General features: G+C 53.7%; 1 protein-coding gene. It reads left to right on the plus strand.

Annotated elements, in window-relative coordinates:
• Positions 1-177: 177 nt before the first annotated feature.
• Positions 178-1,338 (plus strand): M24 family metallopeptidase, encoded by a 1,161-nt coding sequence (locus tag NKH60_RS34900; RefSeq protein ID WP_352875124.1) that lies wholly within the window; start codon positions 178-180, stop codon positions 1,336-1,338.
• Position 1,339 lies beyond the last annotated feature (1 nt).

The following is a 1,339-nucleotide window of genomic DNA, read 5'->3' on the forward strand; positions in this document are numbered from 1 at the left end:
GAAGCCATCGCCTGCCCAGATGACTACGATATGGAAAATGCATTTGACCAAGGCCGCCGTTGCAAGCGATTCTCCCGATAGGACGACGGATGGTATCCGGGCGTGCGCATTGTCGGCGAACCTCCGGTTAGCCAATGGGCGCCTTTTAGACAACCAATGACCACTTGAGGTGATCTAATGACTAGCACGTCTTCAGCAGTTCCGTCGACGGGCCTTCCGTTCCCAAAGACCGAATACGAATGCCGTCTGCAGAAAGTGTTCGAGGCGATGGAACGAGCTAACCTCGACGCTCTTTTAGTCACCGCTCACGGTAACCTTCAGTATCTTAGCGGATATGACGGACGTGGTGCATACTTCATGCCGTTCCCATTGATTCTTATCCCGGGACAAAAGCCGACGTTGGTCGTCAGAGAGTTTGACTTGGTAAGTGTCCGTGTAGGCAGCTGGGTAGATGAAATAGTTCCCTACCGGGAACAAACTGATTTCGCTCCAGTGTGCGCTGATGCCATTCGGAGACTTGGCTTGAAGGGTCGGGTCGGCCTTGAGCTTGGCTGCTGGAATCTTGCACCGGCGGACGTTTACGCGCTTCAAGCGAAACTGCCAGATATCAAATTCGTTGACGCTTCTCGTCTGGTGGCGACGGTCTCAGCTGTTAAGACGAACATGGAACTCGAAATCATGCGTTCCGCAATGAAAATGACAGATCTAGCTGTTCGGGTTTTCCATCAGTCCCTACGGGAAGGCATTTCCGAGGCCGAAGTGGCGGCGAATATTGATCGCGAAGTCGGTGAAGCCGGTGGCGAGGTAAGGGCGGCTTCCTCAACATTAGTCTTCGGCGAGCGGACTAAGCTTCCACACGGCAGTCCCAAGCACAATGCGATCAGAAACAACGAGCCGGCCTTTATGGAGCTGGGGGGATATCAAAGCGGTTACGCCTGCGGCGTCGTGCGAAGCGCCATTCTTGGTCGACACGCCGAGACTGAAAGGCTGCACGACCTCTCGATTGAAGTTCTGGACGCCGTAATTTCTGCGATCAGGCCTGGCGCGACAGCCGGCGAAGTTGATGCGGCCGGCAGAGAGGTACTCAAACGACATGGCTGTCCTGGGCTTCTCAACCACCGGGTCGGCTATCAAACTGGCATCAATTGGCTGGAGCGCGGTTACATAAGTCTTGAACCCGGCGCGGAAGACATCCTTGAGCCAAATATGACCTTGCATATGCCAATTATTCTGTGTGGTGAAAGTGGTTACTTGTTTGGAACCAGTGAGCATGTTCTTGTTACAGAGCAAGGTTCGGAAATGCTGAGCAGCACACCTCACACGCTCTTTTACGCATAAA

The organism is Mesorhizobium sp. M1006 (assembly GCF_040318825.1).
Taxonomy (GTDB): domain Bacteria; phylum Pseudomonadota; class Alphaproteobacteria; order Rhizobiales; family Rhizobiaceae; genus Mesorhizobium.

Excerpts from the sequence above, each read along its gene's own strand:
- NKH60_RS34900 (WP_352875124.1), top strand. The coding sequence starts at position 178 with ATGACTAGCACGTCTTCAGCAGTTCCGTCGACGGGCCTTCCGTTCCCA.